The organism is Thalassotalea insulae, from assembly GCF_030161395.1.
GTDB lineage: Bacteria > Pseudomonadota > Gammaproteobacteria > Enterobacterales > Alteromonadaceae > Thalassotalea_E > Thalassotalea_E insulae.
In genome coordinates this window covers 1526549-1548512 of record NZ_BSST01000001.1, presented here as the reverse complement: position 1 = coordinate 1548512, position 21964 = coordinate 1526549, and the positions used below count along the sequence as shown (strand labels likewise).

Sequence of the window (21964 nt, the reverse complement as noted above, 5' to 3'; positions counted from 1 at the left end):
CAGAGGTTCTTTATATGTTAATCAAGCATAAGCTGATCATAAATACATCGATTTTAGTCGCCGCAATGTTATTTATGTTAGGGCTCATTATTTATGCCGTATCGTCATTGGACAATGACGTCAGTATTGCAACTACTATCGGTAAAGTAGAAGGCTCAGTGTTGCAATTACGTCGAAATGAGAAGGACTTCCTAGCAAGAAAAGACCTTAAATATTTTGATAAATTTGAAAGCCAGTATAAGACGCTACAAAGTGATATTAATGTCTTAGATAAAGGGTTTGACAGTGTTGGCCAGTCGATGTCGGAAATTTCGAGCTTAAGGAAAATTGTCAGTGAATATTTTGAACATTTTAAGGCCGTGGTTCAGGCGCAGCAGTCTATAGGGTTGCACTCTAAAGATGGACTTTACGGTAAATTGCGTGACGCCGTCCATGGTGTTGAAGGTTTAATCGGCAATAACGATTACCAGTTACTCGCTGGCATGCTACAGCTTAGGCGTGACGAGAAAGATTTTATGCTGCGTTTAGATGATAAGTATTTAAAAAAATGGCAGGACAATGCGGCTATTTTTAGTGCAAATGTAAAGCAAAGTACTTTATCGGATGAACAAAAATCACAAGTTATTGATAATATAGCTATTTATCAAAATAATTTTGTTAACCTGGTGGAGCAGCAGCGACGGTTAGGTTTTTCTGCCAGTGAAGGGCTAAATGGTAAAATGCGGGAAACGGTTCATCAGGTCGATCAGGTAATGGCAAAGTTAACCAAAGCCAGTCAGCAAACGGTTGAAGATCACGTACTGTTTGTTGAAAGTTTATCTATCATTATGTTTTTTGTGGTGATGGCGATTGCCACTGGCTTTGCCGCTGTTGTTGGCCGTAGCATTATTAATGCGATTAATAAACTTAAAACCGCAATGCTTAATGTAGCCGAAACTAAGAACTTGGCGATTGAGGTTTCCACTGATGGTAAAGATGAACTAAGTGAAATGGCGAAAGTATTTAATACTATGATTGCCAGTTTCAGAAACTTAATTGTTGAAGTTAATCATTCCGTTGATACCGTGAATGATGCAACCCGTAATTTATCGCAAAATATTCATGCGGCGAATGAAGGCGTGGATACTCAGATACAGCAAACGGATATGGTAGCAACCGCGGTGACTGAAATGGTGGCGACGGTTGATGAAATAGCTAATAATACGAAAGAAGCGGCGAATAAGGCTGAAACTACCCATCATAATGCAGAAAAAGGCAAATCTGGAGTTGAAACTACCATAGCTCAAATTGATCAGTTATCCAGTACCTTATTAGAATCTGAACATGTGGTACAGGAATTAGCAAAAGACAGTGATACTATTGGTTCCGTGCTGGATGTTATCCGTGGCATTGCTGAACAAACCAACTTACTGGCATTAAACGCGGCGATAGAGGCGGCCCGAGCTGGAGAGCAAGGGCGAGGCTTTGCTGTCGTGGCCGATGAAGTGCGAACTTTGGCCAGCCGTACGCAAGATTCCACCCAGGAAATTGAAGCGATTATCAGTTCGCTACAAAATCGGACTAAAGAGATTGTCACTCATATGGCGGCGTGTCGAACTCAAGGGCAGGATAGCGCTGATCAGGCTAGTTCTGCTGGGCAAATGTTGGAAGAAATTACTCATGATGTTTCTACTATCATGGATATGAATACTGCTATTGCCACCGCGATCCAGCAACAAAGTGCAGTGGCGTCAGAAGTGAATCAGCATGTGGTAATGATCCGGGATGTTGCTGAAAGTTCAGGTAAAGCGGCGCATCAGAATGCGCAAATGAGTGAGGAGCTTTCACAACAAGCGGATGTACTTAATAGAGAAGTAAACCAGTTTGCGGTGTAATAGCAATTTGACTGAATTGGTCGCCAAGTATTTAATCAACTTGTTCTAAGTTAAAGTAAAGTTGTTAGAGTGTGGTCAGCTTTTAATTAAGCCAGCTCTTTTATTAGCTGACTTTTTAGTCGTAACCACTATTAGGAGGTATATCAAAATCAGGACTGTGAAGTTACTCTTTATTTTCGTCAATATTAGCTGGGCTACGTCGGTATTTTCCAATGATAAACTAGTGGTTGCGTTATCTAGTTTTGAACCCTGGACTATTATTAATGAGCAGCAAATAAGCGGTATTGATATCGAATTGCTTGAGCGCTTAGCACAGATGCAAAAGCTGACGCTTGATTATTATTCTTGCCCCTGGGCCCGATGTTTACAGTTATTGAAAGAAGGTAAAATCGACATCGTTAGTAGTATTTTTTACTCTGACGAACGGGCGGAATACTTAAGTTATTTTAATCAACCTTATGTTCATGGTAATTATCAGGTTTTTTATTTAAATAAAGCGAGTAACTTCGGTATTAATAGCTTTAGTGATTTAAATAATTTAGAGATAGGCGTACGACGCGATATCAGTTACTTCCCTAAGTTTGATCAAAACCAGCAGTTAAACAAAAAACAGGTCACTTATGATCATCAACTGGTTAATATGTTGCTAAATCAGCGGATTGATACCTTTGTTGGACAAGAAGATGTTATTGACTATTTGCTGATAAAAGAGGGTCATAGCGACAAGTTTATTAAAGCGAATTATAAAGTATTTCAGCCTGATAACAGCTTTTTGGCATTTTCAAAAAAATCTAAATTATTGCCGCTGCAAGCACAAATGGAACGAAATTTAGCAATCTTATTAGCGCAGGATATGATTGGCCAATTACGTAAGAAATATCAGTAGTGCGTTTTTGTGGCTCATAAATAAAAAAGGCGCAATATACTGCGCCTTTGAACTTTAATTCCTGATTGAAAAGCTAAAGAATAAAGCGGCTTAAATCTTCGTTTTGTACCACGTCGCTCAGTGTTTTTTCGACATAGGCTTGGTCAATTACAATTTTTTCCCCGCTGCGATCATTGGCGGTAAAAGAAATTTCTTCGGTTAGTCGCTCCATCATAGTGTGTAAACGACGAGCGCCGATGTTTTCGGTCGATTCATTGACCTGCCATGCTGCTTTGGCGATTGCATTGATGCCATCTTCACTAAAAGAAATATCAACTCCTTCCGTAGCCATTAATGCGATATATTGTTCAGTTAAAGAGGCATTAGGTTCAGTTAAAATACGAACAAAATCATTACTAGATAGCGCCTGCAATTCAACGCGAATTGGCAAGCGACCTTGAAGCTCTGGAATAAGATCCGATGGTTTTGCCATCTGGAAAGCGCCGGAAGCAATAAATAGGATATGATCGGTTTTAACCATGCCGTGTTTAGTGCTGACGGTTGAACCTTCAACCAAAGGCAGTAAGTCACGTTGGACACCTTCACGGGAAACATCTGGGCCAGAACTGTCGCCGCGTTTACAAATTTTGTCGATTTCATCAACAAAAACAATACCATTTTGTTCAACGGCTTCAAGCGCTTTGGTTTTAATGTCTTCTTGATTGACTATCTTAGCGGCTTCTTCTTCCTGCAATGCTTTTAACGCGTCTTTGATCTTCAATTTACGCTTGTTGGTTTTTTCACTCGACATGCTTTGAAACATATTTTGCAATTGCGAGGTCATGTCTTCCATACCTGGAGGTGCCATGATTTCAACACCAACTTGTGGTGCCGCCAGATCAAGCTCTACTTCCTTATCGTCTAATTGACCTTCGCGTAGTTTTTTACGAAATACTTGGCGAGTACTAGCATTGTCAGTTTGCTGCTCGTTACCAAAGGTGTCGCGTGGATTGGGCAGTAATACGTCGAGAATACGTTCTTCTGCCGCTTCTTCTGCTAGATGCTTAACCCGCGCCATTTCCTGTTCTTTGGTTAGTTTGAAGGCCATATCAGTCAAATCACGAATAATGGTTTCTACTTCTTTACCAACATAACCGACTTCGGTAAATTTAGTCGCTTCGACTTTAATAAAAGGGGCATTTGCCAGTTTTGCTAAGCGACGTGCGATTTCCGTTTTACCAACACCGGTTGGTCCTATCATTAAGATATTCTTTGGCGTTACTTCGCTACGTAGCTCTTCATTAAGCTGCATTCTGCGCCAACGATTACGTAAAGCTATCGCGACTGCGCGCTTGGCGTCGGACTGACCAACTATGTGGCTATCTAATTCGTGGACTATTTCACGAGGAGTCATATTTGACATAATAATATCCTTACTGCTGGCTTAAAGCTCATCAATCGTTTGGCTATGATTGGTGAAGACACAGATGTCGCCAGCAATTTTTAATGATTTTTCAACAATTTCCCGAGCAGAAAGCTCAGTATTTTCTAATAATGCAATTGCGGCAGACTGTGCAAAATTACCGCCACTACCTATGGCGATCAAATCATGCTCTGGCTGCACTACGTCGCCATTACCGGTAATGATTAATGATGCTGTTTCATCAGCTACTACCAACATGGCTTCGAGTTTTCTTAAGGCACGATCACTACGCCAATCTTTAGCTAATTCTACTGCGGATTTTGTTAAATGCCCTTGATGCATTTCAAGTTTACTTTCAAAACGCTCAAATAATGTGAATGCGTCGGCAGTGCCGCCAGCAAATCCAGCGAGTACTTTATCGTGATATAAACGACGTACTTTTTTGGCATTGCCTTTCATTACGGTATTGCCAAGAGAAACTTGGCCATCGCCACCAATGGCTACTTTGCCATTGCGTCTTACGGAAACAATAGTAGTCACAACTAACCTCTACTTACAGTCGCTAGCGCGGTGCGCTAGCAAGGATCAATGTAGACTAGATTGGGTATATTCGGAATTTTTTCAAGGAATAGGAGGTAATTATTTCCACAACCAGATTTGACAGGTAGTGATACCGTTGCTTTTGAGTTTATGCTTGTCTTTCTCTGCGGCGCGTTTACGAGGATATGGCCCCAGATACACTTTGTGCCAGGTGCCACTGGAACCTGTTGCTGAGCTAATTTGTGAGCTTAAACCACTAAAGGCGATGGTGGCTTTCATTACCTCCGCCTGCTTGCGGGTTCTAAAGGAGCCGCACTGCATCTTGTACGGTCCTTTTTCTTCTACTGCATATTCACCTACATCGACTTCTTTTGATTTTAGCTCTTCCATATATTGCCATTTTTCTTCTGGTGGCTTGGGTAGTTTACTGTCTTGTTGAGCTTGTTTGGCAGGTTGTGTCGCGCTAGGCGCTGTTGGTTTTATATCTTTGATACTCCATAAAAAATAACCGAAAGCTGAAATCGCTATTACTAAGAATAATAGAATGATTTTGAGTTTTATCGGAATGCCGGCTGGAGTTTCAGCTGTTTTTTTATATGGGTTGTGCTTTTTTTTGGGAGAATTAGCACGGGAAATATAATCTTGATGAGCCATATATTTTTATTTCATGATTAAATTAATTGCAAAAAGGAGAATATTCTAACCCAGTGAATGGAAAATGGTAGCGCTTAATTACTGGTATTGCTTAAGTGAATGAAAATTACCAGCTTAAATCTTGTGGATCGATATCGACTGACCAGCGAACTTTTGTCTGCCATTCATTATTTGGGATGTGATTGATTAGCTGAGAAATGCCTTGATGCAGCGCCGTTCGGCTTTTTGCCTGAACGATTAGATGGTAACGATATTTTCCTGCTCTTTTTTCTATCGCCGCAGGCATAGGGCCCGCAATTTCACAATCGTTTAAATTGATCTGGCTGAGCTGACGCAAAAACTTTTCCGGATAAGACGGATAGTTTGCATCTGCTCGAAATAATGCCTGATAGCCAAATGGGGGTAATAATGCCATTTGGCGTTCTGTTAATCCTTGCTGAGCGAAATGTTGATAGCCATTATTGACCAGATCTTGTAGTAACGGGTGTTGTGGGTACTGGGTCTGAATGATGACTTTTCCCGGCTTACTGGCACGTCCGGCACGCCCTGCTACTTGCACTATCAGCTGTGCCATATTTTCTGCCGCCCGATAATCAAAGCTAAATAGTGCGCCATCTATATCTAAAATTGCTACTAAGGTAACGTCGGGGAAATGATGGCCTTTCGCCAGCATTTGGGTGCCGATGAGAATTTGATGTTCTTTATTGGACACTTGTTGCAATAATTTATTGAGTTCACCTTTGCGACGGGTACTGTCACGATCGATTCTGACCGTACTGTGGTGATTAAAGTGCTCGCTTAGGTATTCTTCGATTTGTTCAGTTCCCTGACCAACCGGTTTAATACGAATACTACCGCAATCAGGACACTGTGGAGGCACGCGTTTTTGACTAGCGCAATGATGACAAATTAATAACCCCTGAGAGCGGTGCAAGGTATAAGGGCGCTCACAGCGTTGGCAATTGGCGACCCAATGGCATTCCTGGCAGTTAATTGCCGGCGAAAAACCACGGCGATTTAAAAACACCAGCACCTGTTCACCTCGTGCCAGAGTGTTGGTTATTAGTTGTTTTAGTGGCCTTGATAGGCCAAATTCTAACGGCTGATTAGCGACATCGATTAACGCGATTTTGGCTTCTGTGCTACCGCCCGCCCGCTTTGTTAATCTATGATAATGGTATTTTGCGTTTAGCGCATTATGCAATGATTCAAAGCTTGGCGTTGCGCTGCCTAAAATAATAGGAATATTGAGTTGCTTGGCTCGAAGAATTGCAACGTCTCTGCCATGATAGCGAAAGCTATCTTGCTGTTTAAAAGAAGCATCGTGTTCTTCGTCGACAATAATCAGCCCTAAATCCGGTAATGGCGTAAAAATAGCTGAGCGGGTGCCAATAACAATTGCGGCATTGCCTTGATAGGCATTATGCCAGGTCGCGAGGCGCTCTTTATCATTGAGACCGGAATGATGGAGAAAAATAGGGACATTAAAACGCTGTTCAAAGCGATTTAGTGTTTGTGGTGTCAAGCCTATTTCCGGAACCAATACTAGCACTTGCTGATTTTGACTGAGCACTTTGGTCATTGTTTGTAAATATACTTCGGTTTTACCACTGCCGGTAATGCCATCGACTAAATGACAACTATATTGTTTAAGCAATTGACTAACCGCAGAAACAATGACCGCCTGTTCAGCAGATAAGTTTAGTTCATCTTGCTGATTGAGTGAGTCGCTATGCCATTGAAACGGCTCACTTTCTTTTTCAGTGCTAACGATCAGCTGTTTTTTTTCTAATGCTGATAATTGCGTTTTGCTAAAACCTAAGGTTCTGATTTCTGGCCAGCTCAGTTGTTGATGGTTGCTGATCAGATGGTACAGTTGCTGCTGTTTGGTTGCCCGTGTTGTTAATTTGGCTAATTCAATCTCTTGAGTTTCATCTGTCAGTGGCTGACACTGCCAATATAGCGTCGGGGCTAGCGTAATGTTATCAACCTGGCGTAATAGCACCGGTAGGGCTTGCTGAAAAACATCCCCTATCGGGTGATGATAATAGCGGGCACAAGTCATCAATAATTGTGTTAATGGTAGTGGAATTTTATGGTGTGCTGTGACTTTCGAAGTTATAGGTTTGAGTTTTTCTTGAGCAAATTCTGTTTTATTGGAAACAGCTAAGATGATGCCAATAACCTGGCGGTTACCAAATGGAACGATTACTCGCTCGCCGATGGCAAACTCGTTATTTTGTAAGCTCTCTGGCACTGAATAGGTAAATAATTGCCGCATAGGTACCGGGATAGCAAGTTGTAAAAATAACGGCTGAGACAAAGTAATGATCTGTGGTGATGTTAGTTAACTTATTGTGAATGTTTCTTACCTCAATGCCAATAGGTAGCATGGGAATATTTTTTGGCTATTTATTTACCAGTTTGTCTTGCGCCTTGGCTTAGGATCCATTATTATTCGCCCCCATTAATTTTAACTCGTATGGTGCTTGGCAGCGATTTGGCGTTGACTAAGTGGCGATACGGCCTATTTAGAGGTTTCCATGAAAGACGGTATTCATCCTAATTATGTAGAGATCAAGGCAAATTGTTCTTGTGGTAACGTGATCAACACTCGTTCAACGTTAGGCAAAGACATCCACCTTGATGTATGTTCAGAATGTCACCCATTCTACACTGGTAAGCAAAAAGCTGCTGAGACTGGTGGTCGTGTTGATAAATTCAATAAACGTTTTGGTGCTTTGGGTAAGAAGTAAATTCTTGCTGGTAGTAAAATGTTTCGAAAAAAGCGCCGCAAGGCGCTTTTTTTATATCTTAAAAAAATCCATTAAATTTTTTCTCCGCTTTAAACCCTTTTGTTGCATACTGCATCTAACAAATTAAATCACCAAGATATAGAGATTATAACGTTTGGTTCATTCAGAAGTTATTGATGCAAAAGAGCTGTTTAGTGGAGATGATCAGGCGGAGTTAGTCACGCGTGCACAGCGAGGCGATCAGCAAGCTTTTCATCAATTGTATCTAAACAACTATCGCAGAGTTTATGCCCTGTGTTGGCGAATGCTAGCGGATAAGGACAGTGCAGAAGATGTTTGTCAGGAAGTGTTTGTGCAACTTTGGCAAAAAATTGGCAATTTTCGTGGTGAAAGTAAATTTACCACCTGGTTACACAGCGTAGCGACACATATTGTCTTAGGGCATTTACGTAAACAGAAAAATTGGCTGCAGCGCATTTTCAGTATTGAAGAACATCAGGTTGAAATTGCTAGCGTTGAATTAACCGATGAAAAAGCATCGAGTGAATTAGATGCGAAAATTCAGCAGTTGCCGGAACGAGCAAGATTAGTATTTGTGTTATTTGCAGTAGAAGGTTACCGCCATGAAGAAATAGCTAAGCTGTTAAACATGGCCGTTGGTTCGAGTAAATCGCAATACCATCGAGCCAAACAATTGTTGAAAGAATCATTAAGTGAGTAAGCAGATGAAAAAAGTAATATCCGATCAATCACTTGAGCAACAAGTCGCGCAACTGCCGAAAGAAATGGAACCTAAGCGTGATTTATGGCGTGGTATTGAAAAAGCGATTGCACTAACGCCGCAACAGGCAGAGAAAAGATCCTCAGTAGTTTCTATGGCGTGGGCGGCGTCAATTGTTGTCGCTGTACTTGTTTCTTGGCTGTCATTGTCGCCGCAACAAGGAAATGTGCCTGAGTCGATAACGATAGTCAGTACGTTAGAAAAAGATTTTGAACAGCAAAAGCAGGTCATGCTTACAAACTTTGGTCAGCCTGAATTGTCAGAGCTGCCTAAGGAAATGCAAGAGCAACTCAATGAACTGTCATCGGCGCGTAGCGCGATTAGTAATGCGTTAGCTAATGATCCCGATAATAAGGAGTTACTGAATCTATTACGCTGGACACAGCAGCAGGAAATTCAGTTATTAAAACAGCTTTATACCCCACAGTGGCAAACAATTTAGTGGTAAAGAGGTAATGATGAAAAAATTTGTGAAATTAGGTGTAGTTGTACTAACTACAATGATGTTTGGGACCTGTGCCGCACAGCAGGTGCATAAAAGCTTGCCTAGTGAGGGAGTGACCAGTGTTAGTGTAGAAAACCAGCAAGGTAAGGTGACGGTAACGGCATGGGAGAAAGACAGCGTAGAAGTTGACGGTGAGATAACAGACAAAGCGGAAAAGTTTGTTTTTGAACGTAGTGGTGACCGTATTATTATTAAAGTGGTATTACCAGACTACGGGCATAAAGGCCATAGACGCGAGCATGACTCTATCTTTACCGTTAAGTTACCCAGTTCAATGCGTTTTGATTTTGCTGGTATCGCCAGTGATATTAGTTTGACCGGTTTAGCAAAAAACAGCGAAGTAGAAACCGTCAGCGGTAATATTGATGCGAAAAACTTATCAGACTATATCGATATATCGACGGTCAGCGGTAATATTGTTAGTCAAGGGTTAGCAGGTAAAATACGGTTGGCAACGGTAAGTGGCGATATCAAAGATCAGCAGTCGGATGGACAATTGGATTTGAAAGCGGTGAGTGGCAATATTAATACTCGTTCGACTGCTAAAGAGTTACGTATTAATAATGTCTCCGGTGATATTGATTTTAGTTTAGCTGATGTTGATGAACTTAAAGTTTCCACCGTCAGTGGTGAGGTCGAGGGGCAATTAGCACTGAATGAGAATGGATTATTAAAAATGAGCAGTGTTAGTGGTGACTTTAATATTGCATTTACTAATGAGGTTCAGGCTAATTTTAAAATGAGTGCAAATGCTGGTGGCCAGTTAATTAATCGCATCACAAATGATAAGGCACAGCATGCTAAATATGGCCCGAGTGCCAAACTACGCTTTACTACCGGTAATGGCAGTGCTTCAGTGAAAGCAACAACTGTCAGTGGCCGTATTGTGGTACGAGAGGATTAGCCGCTAGTATTTAAACATAGGTGGTAACATACCACCTATGTTTGCTTTAAGTTTGCTACTTATTTGCTTTAAAATTTCTACTATCTAATACATAATAGTCATTCTATTAATCTCAGGTTTTTTCGGTTAGAAATATATTCGCCGTTTAGTTTGAAGCACGTAATACAGGTATCTGAATGGCAGATCGTAAACTCGCCAAATTTTCAAGAAACAGCAATGCAGCGCATGATCAGCAGGTTGAAAATTTAAAAGTTCCTCCCCATTCGTTAGAAGCAGAACAATCGGTCTTAGGTGGCCTGTTGCTGGATAACGAAGCTTGGGACCGCGTTGCTGAACGTGTCGTTGCTCAAGATTTTTATAGCCGTGCACATCGTGTGGTTTATGAAACCATTGGTGGCCTGATTGAGTTAGGTGAACCTGTTGACCTGATCACCTTATCCGAAGCACTGGAAAACGATCAAAAATTGGACGACGCTGGCGGCTTTGTTTATCTCGCAGAGATGATGAAAAACACGCCAAGTGCCGCAAATATAACAGCATATGCAGAGATCGTTCGTGAACGTGCGGTTACTCGCGAAATGATCAGTGTGGCCAATGAAATTGCCGAAGCAGGTTTTGATACGCAAGGGCGAACCAGTGCTGATTTATTAGATTTAGCGGAAACCAAAGTTTTTGCTATTGCCGAGCAAAGGGCTAATAAATCTGAAGGACCGGAAAATATTCATTCGGTGCTGGAAAAAACTGTCGATAGAATTGAAAAGTTATATCAGCAGCCACACGATGGTGTTACCGGAGTTTCTACCGGCTTTTCTGATCTCGATAAAATGACTGCTGGTTTGCAGTCTTCTGATTTAATTATCGTAGCCGCTCGTCCGTCGATGGGTAAAACAACGTTTGCTATGAACTTGGCAGAAAATGCCGCAATGACCGAAGACAAACCCGCACTTATTTTTAGTTTAGAGATGCCTTCAGAGCAGCTTATGATGAGGATGCTAGCATCACTGGGTCGTATTGACCAAACCAAAATTCGTACCGGACAATTAGGCGATGAAGATTGGGCGAGATTATCATCAACTATGGGCCTGCTGATTGAAAAAGGCAAAATGTTTATCGATGATGCCGCCGGCTTAACGCCAACAGAAGTACGCTCGCGTGCACGCCGTATTGCGCGTGATAATGGCGGTTTAAGTATGATCATGATTGATTATCTTCAACTGATGCGTGCACCTCAATTTGCAGATAACCGAACCTTAGAAATCGCAGAAATTTCTCGTTCATTAAAAGCGTTGGCAAAAGAGCTGGAAGTGCCGGTAGTCGCACTTTCTCAGTTAAACCGTAGCTTGGAGCAACGAGCGGATAAACGCCCGGTTAACTCAGATTTGCGTGAATCAGGCTCGATTGAGCAAGATGCGGATTTGATCATGTTTATCTATCGTGATGAGGTTTATCACGATGATTCTGAATTTAAAGGTATGGCTGAAATAATCATTGGTAAACAGCGTAATGGACCTATTGGTCGTGTGCCATTGACCTTCCAGGGACAGTTTTCCCGTTTTGATAATTACGCCGGTTCTCACGTGCTGGAAGAAGATTAAACTACGATGAGTATTAAGACAGCAACGGCGCATATCAATTTAAATGCCTTAGCTGATAATCTCCAACACGTTAAAGCTCAAGCGCCAGATAGTAAGGTGCTGGCGGTGCTTAAGGCCAATGCCTATGGTCATGGTTTAGAACGTATTGCCAAGGCATTACAGACAAATCATGAGAGTGTTGATGCTTTTGGTGTCGCTCGAATTGATGAAGCATTAGCATTAAGAGCCGCAGGGGTGATCACTCCGATTGTCTTATTAGAAGGTTTTTTTGATAGTAATGAGCTAGCTTTACTCGCGGTTAATAACCTGCAAACCATAGTACATAATGAACAACAATTAGCAGCCCTTTGTGATAAGCAACTCGTCTTGAGTCAACCACTGAAAGTTTGGCTGAAAGTAGATACAGGTATGCATAGGTTAGGTATAAATCCTCAAGAATTTAGCCACTATTATCAGAGCCTAAAAGCAAGTGCTAATGTAGAAAATGATATTGTGCTGATGAGTCATTTAGGTTGTGCGGATGATTTAACTAATCCGGTGACGGCACGACAAATCAATTTATTTAATCGCATTACCCAAGGAATTGATGCTGAACGTAGTATGGCAAATTCTGCTGGAGTTGCTGCTTGGGCAGATTCCCATTATCAATGGATAAGACCAGGCCTGATGCTTTATGGCGTTTCGCCAATGCAAAATCAAAATGATCATAGCATTCGCCCAGTAATGACGTTGCAGTCAAGCTTAATTGCAACACGAAAATTAGCGAAAGGCGAATATGTTGGTTACGGCGGCGCTTGGCATAGTGAGCAGAACACCATTATTGGCGTTGTTGCGATAGGCTATGGTGATGGTTATCCCAGACACGCTAAAAATGGTACGCCAGTATTGATCAATGGCCGACGGGTGCCTTTGGTTGGTCGAGTATCTATGGATATGATCACGGTAGATCTAGGCATTAACAGTCAGGATAAGGTCGGCGATATTGCGACTTTATGGGGTGAAGGTTTGCCGGTTAAAGAAATCGCTGACTGGGCAACTACTATTCCTTATGAGCTATTGTGTAATATAACCCGACGAGTGCAAATAGCAGTTAGTTAAAGCCGAGCTATTCGCTGCTTTCACCGTTTATTGTCGCTACTAGTGAGCGTTGCCCAGCGCGGTTTCTGTGCTCACCTAAGTAAATTCCCTGCCAGATACCAATATTGAGCTGGCCATTTTTAATCGGAATGGTAACGTTATTTCCTAAGGTACTTGCCTTGATATGGGCAGGCATGTCATCAGAGCCTTCATAGGTGTGTTGATAATAATGGGCGTTTTCTGGAATAAACTGATTGAAATGTGCTTCCATATCAGAGCGAACCGTAGGATCGGCATTTTCATTTATCGTCAGTGATGCCGAAGTGTGTTTAATAAACAGGTGTAAAATGCCAATATTAATTTGTGCTAGCTCAGGTAGTTCTAGTAACACTTCGTCGGTGATCAGGTGAAAGCCACGCCGCTTGCTTTTAAGTTGGAGAGTTTTTTGCAGCCACATATTAGCAAATATTCTTTAACGGATTAAGCCTGGTTGGGGTTGAATGAAGAACAGTTACTTATCAAAGCTAAATTCGATATAGGCTTTACCATGAGGAGAGTTTAGCGGAATGATAACAATTGGTCCGTCTGCTTTATGCTGAATTGTGTGATTTTTTCCAGAGACTACCATAGGTGTTGCCATATCAAACTCGAAGCCTTTTTCACTTAGCATACGTTTAGCACCACCTGTGACCATATTGGTTATTTCGCCTACCAGATCAGTGATTTCTTCATTTATTTCATCAGGCGCTTCACCTACCATGCCTTTCATAGTAGCTAATGCCAACGGGCCATCGAATGTAATAGATAACGAACCTTTGGTTTGTTCACTCACCATACCAATAAGGCCTGATACATCCCCCATAGCATTTTGATCTTTTTTCAACTTTGGCTTTTCCGGCGTCAGTTCCATTTGAGCCATGGTTGCCATAACGTTGAGCATTGACGATAAAAATGGGTTAATAAACTCTACATTCATGAATATTCTCAAAACCTTGGTTCGTACTAGTATCCTGATTTTGCACGTTAAACGGCAAAATGTAAATCAATGAATACTAATTATTATTTCTCGATAATACCTACTCGCTTAGACTCGGTAAAGGTTAAGCTACCTGATAATACAGAGTCTTGATAATTCACAGTATTTACTTGTTTGTAATAAGTATCGACGAGTAAGTCATTTTTTACCACTAATCCGGCTAAATTATTTTGAAATACCGCTTCCTGGTAGATAAACATTTGACCATTAACAATTTCCAGGCCGATCCAGGTTAATGGAATAGCTTGTTGTTTAAACTTTAGTTGAAAGTGCTGATTGAAGTAATGTTGAATATAATCTTCATAGCTAGCATGTTCTGGTGAGAAGTGTTCTTGTCTCGTTTCAGCGATGACATTTTCTAGATCATGCGCGGTGAACTGATGGATAATCTCTATATTATTAGTTCTTGGATTAACAGACATTTCTGTTAATCCAAAGAAGTATTTATGGGCAAAGGCGGATGCACAATGCCCAAAAATAAACAAGATAAAGAAAATTTTTAATGCATTAGTTTGCATTGTTACTTATCTTCTTTTTTCTTGTTGTCTTTATCGTCGTCTGTTTTTAGCTCTTCATTGTAATCACGCATCATATCTTGCTTCTTACGTTTATAGAGTTCAAAACGAGATTTAATTGGGCGAGCTGGCCAATAGTTGTTATTGACGTCAGTATCAGCTGTTTCCCAGTTAGGATCGATGGCAATAGCTGTCAGCTCTTTTTCTCGGATAAATAGTTTTGACACTTTATCTGAGTTTTTACGCCAAATTTCCGCAGGTAAACGTACATGTTCTGTGCTGCCGTCTGCATAAGTCAGGTCAAGCAGAATCGGCATAGGTAGACCGCCTTTGTTTTTAAAATCAATGATATAAAAGTTTCTGTCATCAACTAACAGGTCTTTTTCCCATTGCTTTAATTTCTTTTGCTTTTTGTTATAGCTGTTACGATCAGCGTTTGTGGCGGTAAACTGGTCATGTTCATTGTAAAAGTCTAATAACTCAGGCTTTTCATTTGTTCTTAACCAATGACCTTTATTGCGCAGGTCGCTAATAAACGTTGGTTTTTCATTTTCTAACGCACGTTCCCACGCTTCTTCTGTATCAGGGTTTTGGCTGTTTGGACGATATAAATGAATATCTCCTAGTGCTATATCAACATGGTCAGTGGTGTAGAACCAGCCACGCCAGAACCAGTCCAAATCAACTGCTGAAGCATCTTCCATGGTGCGGAAAAAATCTGCTGGGGTTGGGCGTTTAAACTTCCAGCGCTGGGCATATTCACGAAAGGCAAAGTCGAATAATTCACGACCCATTACTGTTTCACGTAATATATTTAATGCGGTTGCTGGTTTACCATAAGCATTATTACCAAACTGCAGGATTGATTCTGAGTTGGTCATAATCGGTACCTGATTATTACTCTTCATATAGTTGGTAATTTTTGCCGCATGACCACGACGCGATGGATAGTTTTCTTCCCAGGCTTGTTCTGCTAAAAATTGCACGAAAGTGTTTAAACCTTCATCCATCCATGTCCATTGGCGTTCATCAGAGTTAACTATCATAGGGAAATAGTTGTGACCAACTTCATGGATAATTACACCAATTAAACCGTATTTAGTACGACGTGAATAGGTTTTTTCACCTGTTTCTTCGTCTAATGTCGGGCGCGGACCGTTAAAGGTGATCATCGGGTATTCCATGCCACCAACTGGACCATTGACTGAAATAGAAACGGGGTAAGGGTAGTCAAAGGTATATTTGCTGTATTGTTGCATGGTGTGAATGATGGCTTCAGTGGAATATTTTTCCCACAGCGGGTTACCTTCATTCGGATAGAAAGACATCGCCATAGTGTCAGTGCTGTCTTTTTTATAGCCTTGAGCATCCCAGATAAACTTACGGCTGGACGCAAAAGCAAAGTCACGAACGTTTTCTGCTTTAAAATGCCAAGTTTTGGTTTTGCTTGCACGAGATTTTTCGTTCTCTAATGCTTCTTCAGGGGTGACGATTAATACTGGCTTTTTCGCCGTTTTAGCTGTGGCTAAACGTTGACGTTGGGTTTTGGTTAAAACCTTTGATGCATTTTGAAGTTCACCCGTTGCAGCAACGATATGATCGGCTGGTACGGTAATCTCTACATCATAGTTACCAAATTCTAAGGTAAATTCACCACTGCCGATAAATTGCTTATTTTGCCATCCCATAACGTCGTAATAGGCAACAGCGCGCGGGAACCAGCTCGCAACTTCATATAAGTAGTTGTCGTCTTTTTCAAAATACTCATAACCCGAACGGCCACCTAGTACTTTCTGCTCATGTAACTGATAGTTCCAGTCAACATTGAACTCGATGCTTTTTCCTGGTTTTAGTGGTTGATCTAAATCGATACGCAGCATGGTGTTGTTGATGGTATAACGCATTGCATCATTACTGGCATCAGTGACTTTTGTGATCTGATAACCACCATCAAACTTATCTGCTTCTACAGCATTGCGCATGCCTTTATAAGTGACTTTTTTCTTTGGTGCGTTTTTCATGCCATTGGTAATGGAATTACGCTTATGAACATTTTGGTCGAGTTGCAACCAGATATATCTCAACGTATCTGGTGAATTGTTGACGTAATGAATGGTTTCAGAGCCGGTTAAGCGCTGAGTATTATCATCAATAGCGATGTCAATTTCGTAGTTTACCTGTTGCTGCCAATACTGATGGCCCGGTGCACCGGAGGCTGTTCTATAAGTGTTTGGGGTTGGTAATATTTCTTCTAACTGCCTAAATTTGTCATCATCTATTGTGTTTTTAGCATAAACATTCCCTATGCTTGCTACGGCAAAACACAATAAAGCAGATTTTATTGATATTTTCATAGATTTCCCATCTTTAAGGTGGTTGTAAAATTTTGTAACGCTCGGTTATACCATAACGCGCAATTTTAAGTTAGCGCTCACTAGTGCTAGTGCGGTGAATGGTATAAAAATTACGTTTAATTGTTTGTGTTTATTGACATGCTTGACAGGCACCATGTGCTTCAATAATTTGATGGCTAATAGTAAAGCCTTTGTTAGTGGCCATTGCTCGTAATGCGCTATCAAAATCATTGGATTGAATTTCTTCGACATGACCACATTGGTCACATATCAGCAATTGTACTGGATGGTTGCAATCACCAAAGTGGTGGCAAAGAACAAAGGCGTTAATAGATTCAATTTTATGAACAAAGCCTTGTTGCCCTAAAAAGTCTAAAGCGCGGTAGATGGTAGCTGGTTTTGCTGCTGGATCTACTGCTTTAAGCTGATCTAGTAGTTCGTATGCACCTATAGCTCCGTCATGCTTTGTGAGCAAAGTAAATACTTGCTCACGGGCGAGGGTAAACCTGGCACCTCGCTTTTGGCAGGTTTTCTTCGCTTGTTCCAATAGTTGTTCAGGTGTCATAGACGTTGTTGTCCGTAATGAAATAACAGGCATTAAGGGCATAATATCAATATAGTGAGCAAAAGTTAAACTTGGTGCTGTGGATTTATTAAGGTCACTGTTATTTGCTGAGTTGTTTTATGGAGTAAGTCGTATCGATGTTTTAAAAAGCAGTATTTAAGGTGTTGCTTTTTTCGTAAAATGAACCATATTAAGTAAAGATATTACAAGGAGATGTAACGATGAATCAGGACGATTTTGATCACTTCAATTATCTCGCTGAAAAAGTTATCCATGACAAAGCGAGCCAAGCCGAAATAAATGAATTTCATAACCTAGTGCAAATATGGAATACTGAAACGAAATACAACCTATTTAACTCTATGGAAAGAAGTGAAAAACTTTTCATTAATGGCTAGGTAGCTGTATTTTCATAGGGGTAAAAAGTTAGCTTGGTTTTTGGTTCGTTCGGTTTTAGTTGCGACCTCTACTTTAACCGCAAGTAGCTCTTCCAGCGATAACTCAATAAACTTTCTTATTGCCACTCTCTGCTGCCTTCAATTTCTTTTTAACAATGATCGAGCAGGTATCCATGAAAGTCGGAATTACTGAGCCTTGTGATTAATCAATAGAGTCGTGTCAGCGCTGATTCTATTTTTGTATATGAGCCAATAGAAAAATGTTTCTCCTGCTGGATTATGAGCTACTCTTAAAGATTAAAATTAGAATGAAATGATTGTTTTTTTATTTCAGGAGGGCATTGTGTGGATGAGCGTATCGATGTATTAGACAGGTTTTCTTGTGAAAACTGTCTAGATAGAAATCGACTAGATTTTGATTTTACGATGGCTTTTCAGCCAATTGTGAACTGCCAAACGAAACAAATATTTGGATATGAAGCCTTGGCTCGTGGACTAAATAATGAGCCTGCCTATTCAGTAATATCTAAAGTGAATAATGAAAACCGCTATTTGTTTGATCAATATTGTCGGGTTAAAGCCATTCAGTTGGCTGCTAAACTACAACTTAATTCAATGCTTAGCATAAACTTCCTTCCGAAAGCAGTTTACAAGCCAGAACGTTGCATTCGAACGACTATAGAAGCAGCAAAAAAATACGATTTTCCTATCAATAATATTATGTTCGAGTTTACTGAAGTTGAAAAAATTGAGGATAGTGACTTCGTTAAAAGTATCGTTGACTATTATGGGAGTTTAGGGTTTAAAACGGCCATTGATGACTTTGGTTCGGGCTATTCTGGCTTAGGATTGTTAGCTGAATTTCAAACAAGCATAATAAAAATAGATATGGAACTTATACGTAATATTGATAAAAACCAACCTCGACAAAAAATAATAAAAAACTGTTTGAACCTATTCAAGGAGCTTAATATTACTCCACTAGCAGAAGGCATTGAGACACAAGCAGAGAAGGAGTGGTTACAAGAGGCTGGTATTTCGTTAATGCAAGGATATCTTTTTGCAAAGCCTGGATTTGAATGTCTCCCTGAGGTTGATCTAAAAAACTTATAAAGCAAAGCGTTTTGTATTTTGCCTTTAAATCATGTTTAGATAAAAGGTTAGCATAGTTAGTTGGCTATGGTGGTGGCTTACCTTTGAAATTGAAACTATTAAACTTAGAGCAAAACTTATTTGTTTTTTAATATGATTATTTTATCAAAAAAGCATTAATTTTATATTTCTTCTGAAGCAATAACGAAACAGCTATCCGTCCAATCATTATCTTTGATTTTCTTTGTTTAATACTTTCAAAACTCGTATAATTCACCCATATTTCAGTCCTTGTTTTCAATGGTTGAACTCGATTTTAATCTATAGGTTTTGTTGTTAATCATATGATTTCTCATAAACTTTCTGTCGCGCCCATGTTGGATTGGACTGCTTTCTAGGTTTATCAAAGGGTGTGAGCTAGTGAGGAAGTCCTGTGGGGTGACCGATTGATGTTGAGGGTGACTGAACGTGCATGTTTTAAAGGGCTGTTTCATGTAAGTTTGGAGTACTATTTTTAACTTTATATATCGGATTAGATCTTAGGATGTAATCAAATATGATAGTTATAGATATGTGGCAAGTGCTGATACTGAAAAAGTCAAAATCTACTATTCCGACCCATTTATATTTAAAAGTTTTTAGTGGTTATCATGCTAAGTAATCGCTCAATAGTAATATAAATATATTCGTAAATTTTATCTATTGGAGTTAAAGTCAATATGGTTAATGGTGGGTATAGTGAAAACCACCTAGCTATAGACAATAAATATAAAATAACTGAAGGTTCAGCTTTTAAGCTGTAAACAAGGACGTGTATGAAATTAACATTAGCATTAGAAAATTGTTACGGTATCAACCGCCTAAATAAAGAGTTCGATTTTACTAAATCAGCGTATAACAATGGTGTTAACTCTTTATATGCACCTAATGGCACGCTAAAAACATCACTTGCAAAAACCTTTATAGATGTTGTTAACAACGACGACACGAAGGATTTGATCTTTCCGGAACGTAATACAGTTAGAGATATTCAAATAGATAATGTCGATGTTGCAGCTGAACAGCTAATGATCATTGAGTCATACAATGAAAGTTATAGTTCCAAACAATTATCGACATTATTGGTTAATGAGAACCTTAAGCAACAGTACGATACCGCCTTAAAAGAAGTCGATGAAAAGCGAACCACGTTAATAAAAGCATTGGCTAAGCAAGCCGGCAGAAAAGGCGTTGCGGTAAATTCTTTTCCAACTGTTATTTGTGAAATTTTTAATAAGTCTGAGAAAGACTTTTTAACCCTATTAGCCGAGCTTCACCAACACACATTCCCTGATTACAGCATTTACGCAGATTATAAATTTGGTGATTTATTTAATGACAAAGTACTCGCGGTAATTGCTAAAGGTGATTTTGCAAAAGAGCTAACGAGCTACGTCGATACTTATGACAAGTTAATTGAACAATCGAGTGTATTGACGAAGAGTTTTAACCATCAGAGAGCTGGTGAGGTGTCTAAGAGTCTTCGCGATGCTGACTTTTTTAATGCTGAGCATAGCGTCAATATTTCAGTTGAAGGTAAGCCACAGTTAGCCAAAAACCTAGATGAACTCAATGCGATATTGCAAGCAGAACAAGAAAAGGTGCTTAATAGTGATGAACTTAAGCAGCAATTTGCAAAAATCGATGATAAGTTAAAGGCTAAAGATACATCTGCATTTAGAGATTTTATTACTGAAAATCAGACTTTACTTAAAGAATATCAAGATATACCTGAATTCAAAAAGCTAGTTATCAAAAGTTATTTGCAAGCTCAACAAGCTTTATGGGACGATTTAGTCGCTACTTATAAGCAAAATCAGCAGCTAGTCGAAAATATTATCCATCAGGCTAAAACTGAGCAAACCATCTGGGCTACTGTAGTTGAACTCTTTAATAAACGTTTTACAGTGCCATTTAAACTTAGTATCAACAACCAAGATGAAGTTATTTTAAACGGTCAAGCGCCAAGTATTCTGTTTGAGTTTGACGATGGTCGAGATTCGCTAGAAAAAGTAAATCAAGAAAGTTTAATGAAGGCACTTAGCCAAGGTGAAAAGCGGGCGTTATATATACTAAATGTATTATTTGAGCTTGAAGTTAAAAAGCAGCAGCCGACCCCAGTTTTAATCGTAATTGATGATATTGCTGATTCATTTGACTACAAGAATAAATACGCAATTGTTGAATATCTTCGTGATATTTCAAATATCGCTCATTTTAATTTATTGTTGCTAACTCATAATTTTGATTTTCATCGCATTATCGGTAGCCGTTTAATCGGAAGTAAAAGTGATGACGCGAGAAATAAAAGAATTATTGCGACTAAAACAACAACATGTATTGAGTTGAAGAGAGAAACATATCAAAACGATGTTTTTGCTGCTTGGAAGAAGCAAATGCATAACAACGTTGCATTTATGCTTGCAAGCATACCGTTTGTTAGAAATTTAACCGAATATTGTGGTTTTACAGGTGATAAAAGCCATTACAATCGACTAACCTCTTTGTTGCATTTGAAGCCAGATAGTAGAGACATCAAAGTTATTGATTTGCAAACTATTTACAGAGATATATTTAATGATAAACCAAAATTAACTCTACAAAATCCTAATGACATTATTGTTGATAAAATTTATCAACAATGTGACCAGCTTGTTCAAGGCAATAATGAAACCCCAGAGCTTGAATATAAAGTGATAATTGCAATGGGCATTAGACTAAAAGCAGAAGTTTTTATGATAGCAAACATAAATGATAGTGCATTTGTCCAATCTATAGCTTCGAACCAAACAAGAGAGTTGTTCGACAAATACTCTGCATTATTTCAAAATGAGCAGACCACTATCGAATTGTTAGACCAAGTTAATTTAATGACGCCTGAAAACATTCATCTAAACTCATTTATGTATGAACCTATTTTAGATATGTCAGCTCATAGGCTCTATGAGCTATACGAAAACATAAAACAATTATCAGATACAGATTAATGTC

20 protein-coding genes are annotated in these 21964 nt (G+C 39.7%); 11 read left to right on the top strand and 9 right to left on the bottom strand.

The features are described from left to right. Positions 1-14 precede the first annotated feature (14 nt). Complete coding sequence (locus QQK06_RS07075) at positions 15-1874, top strand: methyl-accepting chemotaxis protein (RefSeq protein ID WP_284243963.1); 1860 nt, start codon at positions 15-17, stop codon at positions 1872-1874. A 157-nt stretch (positions 1875-2031) separates the two neighbouring features. Further along, entirely contained in the window at positions 2032-2760 is a 729-nt protein-coding gene (locus QQK06_RS07070; RefSeq protein ID WP_284243962.1) for a substrate-binding periplasmic protein, read from the top strand. Between the two features lie 73 nt (positions 2761-2833). On the opposite strand, the gene hslU is transcribed toward QQK06_RS07070, so the two are convergent. The 4 genes from hslU to priA form a co-directional block, all read right to left on the bottom strand. Beyond that, positions 2834-4162 (bottom strand): ATP-dependent protease ATPase subunit HslU, encoded by a 1329-nt coding sequence (hslU, locus tag QQK06_RS07065; protein ID WP_284243961.1) that lies wholly within the window; start codon positions 4160-4162, stop codon positions 2834-2836. A 21-nt stretch (positions 4163-4183) separates the two neighbouring features. Next, a complete protein-coding gene (gene hslV / locus QQK06_RS07060) occupies positions 4184-4702 on the bottom strand; it encodes an ATP-dependent protease subunit HslV (protein ID WP_284243960.1) in 519 nt (172 codons plus the stop codon). A 99-nt stretch (positions 4703-4801) separates the two neighbouring features. Further along, positions 4802-5356: an SPOR domain-containing protein gene (locus tag QQK06_RS07055; RefSeq protein ID WP_284243959.1), complete on the bottom strand. Its 555-nt coding sequence runs from the start codon at positions 5354-5356 to the stop codon at positions 4802-4804. A 106-nt stretch (positions 5357-5462) separates the two neighbouring features. After that, entirely contained in the window at positions 5463-7679 is a 2217-nt protein-coding gene (gene priA / locus QQK06_RS07050; RefSeq protein ID WP_284243958.1) for a primosomal protein N', read from the bottom strand. 220 nt (positions 7680-7899) lie between these two features. Here priA and rpmE point away from each other — a divergent pair, with 220 nt between their 5' ends. The 6 genes from rpmE (at position 7900) to alr (ending at position 12995) form a co-directional block, all read left to right on the top strand. Next, positions 7900-8112 (top strand): 50S ribosomal protein L31, encoded by a 213-nt coding sequence (gene rpmE / locus QQK06_RS07045; protein ID WP_284243957.1) that lies wholly within the window; start codon positions 7900-7902, stop codon positions 8110-8112. Positions 8113-8266: 154 nt separating this feature from the next. Continuing rightward, entirely contained in the window at positions 8267-8833 is a 567-nt protein-coding gene (locus QQK06_RS07040; protein WP_284243956.1) for an RNA polymerase sigma factor, read from the top strand. Between the two features lie 4 nt (positions 8834-8837). Further along, positions 8838-9335, top strand: coding sequence for a hypothetical protein (locus QQK06_RS07035; protein ID WP_284243955.1), 498 nt, complete (start codon positions 8838-8840; stop codon positions 9333-9335). A gap of 13 nt (positions 9336-9348) precedes the next feature. Next, complete coding sequence (locus QQK06_RS07030) at positions 9349-10302, top strand: DUF4097 family beta strand repeat-containing protein (protein WP_284243954.1); 954 nt, start codon at positions 9349-9351, stop codon at positions 10300-10302. 176 nt (positions 10303-10478) lie between these two features. Further along, on the top strand, positions 10479-11897 hold the full coding sequence (gene dnaB / locus QQK06_RS07025; RefSeq protein WP_284243953.1) for a replicative DNA helicase: 1419 nt from the start codon (positions 10479-10481) through the stop codon (positions 11895-11897). Between the two features lie 12 nt (positions 11898-11909). Further along, positions 11910-12995, top strand: coding sequence for an alanine racemase (gene alr / locus QQK06_RS07020; protein WP_284246593.1), 1086 nt, complete (start codon positions 11910-11912; stop codon positions 12993-12995). A 7-nt stretch (positions 12996-13002) separates the two neighbouring features. Here alr and QQK06_RS07015 read toward each other — a convergent pair whose 3' ends face one another. From QQK06_RS07015 to zur, 5 genes are all read right to left on the bottom strand, one after another. Further along, positions 13003-13431: a secondary thiamine-phosphate synthase enzyme YjbQ gene (locus tag QQK06_RS07015; protein ID WP_284243952.1), complete on the bottom strand. Its 429-nt coding sequence runs from the start codon at positions 13429-13431 to the stop codon at positions 13003-13005. Positions 13432-13485: 54 nt separating this feature from the next. After that, entirely contained in the window at positions 13486-13950 is a 465-nt protein-coding gene (locus tag QQK06_RS07010; RefSeq protein WP_284243951.1) for a chemotaxis protein CheX, read from the bottom strand. 83 nt (positions 13951-14033) lie between these two features. Beyond that, positions 14034-14528, bottom strand: a complete 495-nt coding sequence (locus tag QQK06_RS07005) for a DUF6702 family protein (RefSeq protein ID WP_284243950.1) — start codon at positions 14526-14528, stop codon at positions 14034-14036. Positions 14529-14530: 2 nt separating this feature from the next. Next, positions 14531-16879, bottom strand: coding sequence for a M1 family metallopeptidase (locus QQK06_RS07000; protein ID WP_284243949.1), 2349 nt, complete (start codon positions 16877-16879; stop codon positions 14531-14533). Between the two features lie 130 nt (positions 16880-17009). After that, on the bottom strand, positions 17010-17444 hold the full coding sequence (gene zur, locus QQK06_RS06995) for a zinc uptake transcriptional repressor Zur (RefSeq protein ID WP_284243948.1): 435 nt from the start codon (positions 17442-17444) through the stop codon (positions 17010-17012). Between the two features lie 221 nt (positions 17445-17665). Between zur and QQK06_RS06990 the strand changes: the two genes are divergently transcribed. The 3 genes from QQK06_RS06990 to QQK06_RS06980 all read left to right on the top strand — a co-directional run bounded on the left by QQK06_RS06990 (position 17666) and on the right by QQK06_RS06980 (position 21960). Further along, complete coding sequence (locus QQK06_RS06990) at positions 17666-17842, top strand: hypothetical protein (RefSeq protein ID WP_284243947.1); 177 nt, start codon at positions 17666-17668, stop codon at positions 17840-17842. Positions 17843-18187: 345 nt separating this feature from the next. Then, on the top strand, positions 18188-18955 hold the full coding sequence (locus QQK06_RS06985) for an EAL domain-containing protein (protein WP_284243946.1): 768 nt from the start codon (positions 18188-18190) through the stop codon (positions 18953-18955). 794 nt (positions 18956-19749) lie between these two features. After that, positions 19750-21960: an ATP-binding protein gene (locus QQK06_RS06980; RefSeq protein ID WP_284243945.1), complete on the top strand. Its 2211-nt coding sequence runs from the start codon at positions 19750-19752 to the stop codon at positions 21958-21960. Positions 21961-21964: the final 4 nt, after the last annotated feature.